The 5,795-nt window shown below is 53.6% G+C and carries 5 protein-coding genes; all 5 read left to right on the plus strand.

Going from position 1 to position 5,795, the window contains the following annotated elements; all coding sequences use genetic code 11:
* Window positions 1-326: 326 nt before the first annotated feature.
* From C5S62_RS11340 to C5S62_RS11360, 5 genes are read left to right on the plus strand one after another with little or no spacing between them, the layout of a single operon-like run.
* Window positions 327-1,106, plus strand: a complete 780-nt coding sequence (locus tag C5S62_RS11340) for a radical SAM protein (protein WP_104405495.1) — start codon at window positions 327-329, stop codon at window positions 1,104-1,106.
* A gap of 26 nt (window positions 1,107-1,132) precedes the next feature.
* Window positions 1,133-2,461, plus strand: coding sequence for a tRNA lysidine(34) synthetase TilS (gene tilS / locus C5S62_RS11345; protein WP_104405491.1), 1,329 nt, complete (start codon window positions 1,133-1,135; stop codon window positions 2,459-2,461).
* Between the two features lie 32 nt (window positions 2,462-2,493).
* Window positions 2,494-2,859 (plus strand): hypothetical protein, encoded by a 366-nt coding sequence (locus C5S62_RS11350; RefSeq protein WP_104405492.1) that lies wholly within the window; start codon window positions 2,494-2,496, stop codon window positions 2,857-2,859.
* 14 nt (window positions 2,860-2,873) lie between these two features.
* Window positions 2,874-3,815, plus strand: a complete 942-nt coding sequence (locus tag C5S62_RS11355; RefSeq protein ID WP_104405493.1) for a lipopolysaccharide assembly protein LapB — start codon at window positions 2,874-2,876, stop codon at window positions 3,813-3,815.
* Window positions 3,812-5,545, plus strand: coding sequence for a glycoside hydrolase family 10 protein (locus C5S62_RS11360; RefSeq protein WP_104405494.1), 1,734 nt, complete (start codon window positions 3,812-3,814; stop codon window positions 5,543-5,545). The genes C5S62_RS11355 and C5S62_RS11360 overlap by 4 nt, the downstream gene beginning before the upstream one ends.
* Window positions 5,546-5,795 lie beyond the last annotated feature (250 nt).

Below are 5,795 nucleotides of genomic sequence, written 5' to 3' on the forward strand. Positions count from 1 at the left end.
TTGCTTTTGGTCTGAAAAAGTTGTATCTTTGTAACAGCGGAGCGGGGCTTTCCATTGGGAAGTCCCGCTTTTTCAGTGTTTTTTTGCCATATTTCGGCCGTTTTCCACCCTGTTTTTCCTGAAAATTCCCCGTATTGCAGTTCAAATTCCAAGTATTCGTGTTAAAAATCCGATACGGACTTTTCAATTCCCGATACTTACAACTTATATTTTAACACACCGAAATGTAACGGAAAGTTAAAGATGTTAATGTTCCCGCCAACTTGCCCCACGTAAAACAGCCACGCCGCCCCTGCCTGTAATTTTATTTGTACCTTTGCCTCATTATGGCAACAATCCTCTTTCCCTCCCCTATTTTCGGACCGGTCCACAGCCGCCGTCTCGGCGTATCGCTCGGAATCAACCTCATGCCGGCCGACGGAAAAATATGCACATTCGACTGCATCTATTGCGAATGTGGCTTTAACCGCAACAACAAACCGCAACAGCACCGGCCGACACGCGAAACCGTTGCCTCGGAACTGGAGAAGAAACTCCAGACCATGACGGCCGAAGGCAAACTGCCCGACGTTCTGACTTTTGCCGGAAACGGAGAGCCGACAACCCACCCCGACTTTGCCGGCATCATTGACGACACCATCGCTCTGCGCAACCGTTACTGTCCGACGGCCAAAGTCAGCGTGCTGAGCAACGCCACCCGGATTGCAGTCCCAGAAGTACATGCCGCCCTGTTGCGGGTAGACAACAACATCCTGAAACTCGACACCGTTTCGGCCAGCTACATCGACCGGATCAACCGTCCTTGCGGTACATACGACATAGAGAACGTCATCGAAAACCTCTGCAGCTTTAACGGCCGGCTCATCATACAGACCATATTCATGAAAGGCACCGATACCACCGGCACAAGCGTCGACAACACCGGTGAGGAATATGTAAGACCATGGCTTGAAGCTGTCCGCCGCATCGCTCCCCGCCAGGTGATGATCTACACCATTGACAGGGAAACGCCCGACAGTCATCTGCAAAAAGCATTGCCCGAAGAGCTTGACGACATCGCAGACCGGATTAAGGCACTAGATATCGCCACATCTGTTTCTTATTGACAAACGACTATTCCTTTCACCCCTTCATGTCCTTTTCCGCCAGCATACAAAACACCATAGACCGCCAGCATCTGCTCCGCAAAGAGCGGCGCTACATCGTGGCACTAAGCGGAGGCGCCGACTCGGTGGCACTTTTCACCGTATTGCGTGAGTTGGGCTATAAAATCATGGCGGCCCACTGCAACTTCCACCTGCGTGGTGAAGAAAGCCTTCGCGACGAAAACTTTTGCCATACGCTATGCGAGAAATCGGCAGTCCGCCTTCACACCGTACACTTCGACACCCGCAACGAAGCCGCCAGTCACGGCGAAAGCCTGGAAATGGCCGCCCGCCGCCTGCGTTACGAATGGTTTGAGCATTTGCGCCGCAAAGTGGGGGCCGACGGCGTTTGCGTAGCCCATCATCGCGACGACAACGTGGAAACATTGCTGCTCAACCTGATACGCGGCACAGGCGTCAACGGCCTGACAGGCATGGACTACCGCCGCGACCACATCCTGCGCCCTCTGCTCGACGTGTCGCGCACCGACATCATAGCCTATCTCAGCAACAACGGGCAGAACTACGTAGACGACAGTTCCAACACCGATACCAACATCAAACGCAACTGTGTGCGCCATGAACTGTTGCCGCTCATGCGCCGCCTCAACCCCTCGATTGAAACAACCATAACCGCCAGCATGCGCCGTTTCAGGGCAGCCCGAGACGCCTACGAACAAATTGGCGCACAAGTACATCAACAGGCACTTCCGTTACCCCATGGAGCCGCCTACCCCATTGAAGCCCTGTGCCACCGTGCTCATTTTGACACAATCGGCCGCCTCTACGGTTTCCACGAAGCCGCCATCGATGCCATTGCCGCCCATTCCGGCAACAGAAAGGCCCCACTCTACGAATCGCCCACCCACATGGCCACCATCTACCGCAACCGTCTTGAAGTATGCAGGAAAGCTCCAGTGTTCCTACCCCAGAACATCTCCGACAATGAACTGCAAATTCTCTCCGACGGTTCGAAAATACAGATAAAACGGATACCACGCGAAGCTCTGACCGAAATTCCCATCGGCACCGATGCCGCAGCCTTCGACGCCGATGCCATTCAAGGAACATTGGTCTGCCGCGCACCAAAAGCCGGAGACCGTTTCCGCCCCTTTGGCATGAAAGGCACCAAACTGCTCAACGATTATCTGGCCGACAGGCGGATATCTGCCATAAGCCGGCCATGGTGCCGCATCATCACAGATGAAAAGGGCATCATTTGGGTTGTCGGTGGCCGAATAGACCGCCGAACAGCCATAACCGACTCCACCCGCCGCATACTGCTAATACATTTTCAACCGGCCGAACAAAAATAAACAACAATTATTTCAAAAAAAATCCTCCAGCGATGAAGCACTATATATATACGGGCATGCTAGCTTTAGTCTTTTCCACCGCCTGCAATCCTACCGACCGTTCTAACGAACAGCCTTTCCCACCTACGATTAAACCACTCTCTGCAGTTTCTGACGGTTGGCATGCCCATCTCACAGGCGAAGTAACCAGTTCCCCAAACAGCCGTTTGTCCGCCTGTGGTTTCAAATACGGCAACGATACACTCCGCCTCGAAACCACAGCCGACATTCCAGAAGAGGTATTCACCGTACTGACCGACTCTCTGGGAGCGGGCCGCTACTACGCCGTACCCTTTGCACGCAACGGCGTAGGAACCAGCTTGGGTGATACCATTTATTTTCAGATCAACGAACCGTAAAAAACGCACAGGAGATGAGAATAAAACAACTTATCCTCTTACTTTTACCGGCAGTCTTTGCCACCACACTACCGGCACAGACAATCATCGACCTCAACAGCGGCAGCGTGCGGGCTAAGGACATTGATGATTACCGCTATGAAAAAGGTCTGAACGAACGTCAGGAAAAGGATTCTCTGGCCTACATAGATCATTTGACACGGGCTTTCAACGCCCTACACGCCGATTCGCTTGACGAAGCCGAGCGGCGATTTTTTCAGGCTCTTAAAACGCGTCCTGACGCACCGGGCAATTACATTATACGATACCATCTGGGCCAAATAGAAATGGCACGAGGCAAATTTCCCGCCGCCATAGAACATTTCACAAACATACTGAAAGCACATCCCGCCACTCATTCCGCCCGTTACAACCGCGCGGTTTGTTACTATGAGATGAACAGTCTTAAAGCGGCGGCCGATGACTGCGAGGCCTTATTGCGCAATCAAGATGAAAGCAAAGACGACCGCATAAGAGTACTCGTCCTTCAAGCGGCCGTATATACCAAAAACAAACGACACGACATGGCGCTAAGAAGTCTTGAGGAAATTTTACGCCTTGAGCCCGGAAACGCCGCTGCCACCTTGCTGATGGCCGGCACACTGGAGTCGTTGGGACAGCCGCAGGCCTCGCTCGAACACCTCAACGCTTTCATAGCCGCACATCCTGACAATCCGGACGGATACATAGCCCGCGCCCAACTGGAAGTAAGACTGAACATGAAGGAAGCGGCGCGCATAGATTATGACTATGCCATCCGCCTTAGACCGGCCGAAGCCGCACTTTACGCGGAACGCGCAAAACTGTTAATTGAGTTGGAAGCAGGCGGATCGGCCCGCAAGGACATCGAAAGGGCTTTGGACTTGGGTTATCCACGCATGCAACTGACAGAACTCATGAAGAAAATAAAGAAATGATACGCTCTCTCATAACAGCCTCCGCCATTTTCCTGACACTGATACTTTCCAACAGCACTGCACCTGCCCAAATTATTAAGGGAGCTGCAGCCAAACCGCGCCATGAAGTACGTGCCGTATGGCTCACCACTCTGAGTGGCTTGGACTGGCCTTCGAAACCTGCGACAACAGAAGAAGGCGCCCGACAACAGCGTCAGGAACTTTGCCGGATACTCGACAAATTGCAACAAGCAGGCATCAATACCGTGCTGTTCCAGTCGCGCATCCGGTCCACTACGGCCTATCCTTCCGCCATAGAGCCATGGGACGCCGCCTTTACCGGAACACCCGGCAAGGCGCCACTCTACGATCCTCTGGCGTTTGCTATCGAAGAATGCCACAAGCGCCACATGGAACTGCATGCCTGGGTAGTGGCTTTTCCCATCTGCAAAGTGGCTGTCGAGAAACGGCTGGGAAAACAAGCCCTGCCACGCAAGCATCCCGAACTGTGCCGCCGCTGCGGCGACCAATGGATGATGGATCCCGGCGTACCGGCCACAGGCGACTATCTGGCACGCATCTGCGAAGAAATAGTCCGCCGATACGACGTGGACGGCATACACCTCGACTACATACGCTATCCTGAAGAAAGCATTCCCTGGAACGACCGCAACACCTACCGGAAATACGGCCAAGGCATGGCGGTCTCCGCATGGCGGCGCGAGAACGTCACTTCCGTAGTACGCAAAATCAACCATGTCGTGAAAGACATACGCCCATGGGTAAAGATAAGTTGCTCGCCCATAGGAAAACACGCCGACCTGCCGCGCCAGAGCAGCTACGGCTGGAACGCCCGCGACGCCGTTCACCAAGACGCACAGAAATGGTTGCGCGAGGGACTGATGGACATGCTCTTTCCCATGATGTACTTTGACGGCCGCCACTTCTACCCCTTTGCCCAAGACTGGCAGGAACAGTCGGCCGGCCGCCCCGTGGTGCCGGGACTGGGCATTTACTTTCTCAGCCCCCGCGAGAAGAACTGGCCGCTCGGTACGGTGGCACGGCAAATGCAGTTCACCCGCCTGACAGGCATGGGCGGACAGGCATTTTTCCGCAGCCGTTTCTTCACAGACAATGTCAAGGGACTTTATGACTTCGCGTCGACCGACTTCTACACCCGCCCCGCACTCATCCCTCCCATGACATGGGCAGACAGCATATCACCCGCCCCGCCCCATGTGAAGATGGAAAGGAACGGCTATGAGTTTCAACTAACCTGGCAACCAGTGTCCGACAACACGCCCGGCGTACCCGTCACCTACAATGTGTACCGCCTTGCCCACGACACCGACACACTCACCTTCGATCAGTCCACACTTTTGGCCCAAGGCCTCAAAGAAACCACCTTCCGGTATGCCCCGCTGCTCCCCCGGACACGCAACTCCCGACACGCCGTAACGGCCGTCGACGCCTACGGCAACGAAAGTCCGCTCACCGCGACTTCCAACGTCGTATCATTACCATCAGCGGCACAGAACATACCGACCACAAAAGACGGTTACCTCTCCCTGCCCGCCGACACACCGGAGGCTCCGTTCTACCTCGTGACCGACCTCGCCGGACGCGCCGTCATGACGATACCGGCCACGCAGAAACCGAATCTCTCGTCACTAATGCCCGGCCATTACGAACTGCGCACATTAGGCAAGCGTGGCGTGAGTCACCGTATAATGTATTTCCGGAAGGAATGAAGCCATCACCTCCAACAGGAAAAGCCAAAAGATAAAGCCCATAGACAATGACGAAACCCTCCTAACGACTTTAACATCTTTAACTTTCCATTACATTTTGGAGTGTTAAAATATAGGTTATAAGTATTGGGTTGGGAAAAGTCTGCGTCGAAATTTTAACACGAATACTTGGAATTTGAATTCCAATACGGGGAATTTCCGGGTCAAGCCGAAATTCCGGTGCATTTGTTAAAATTCGAGAGCTGAAATG

Origin of the sequence: Prevotella sp. MGM2 (assembly GCF_002933955.1) — a bacterium.
GTDB lineage: Bacteria > Bacteroidota > Bacteroidia > Bacteroidales > Bacteroidaceae > Alloprevotella.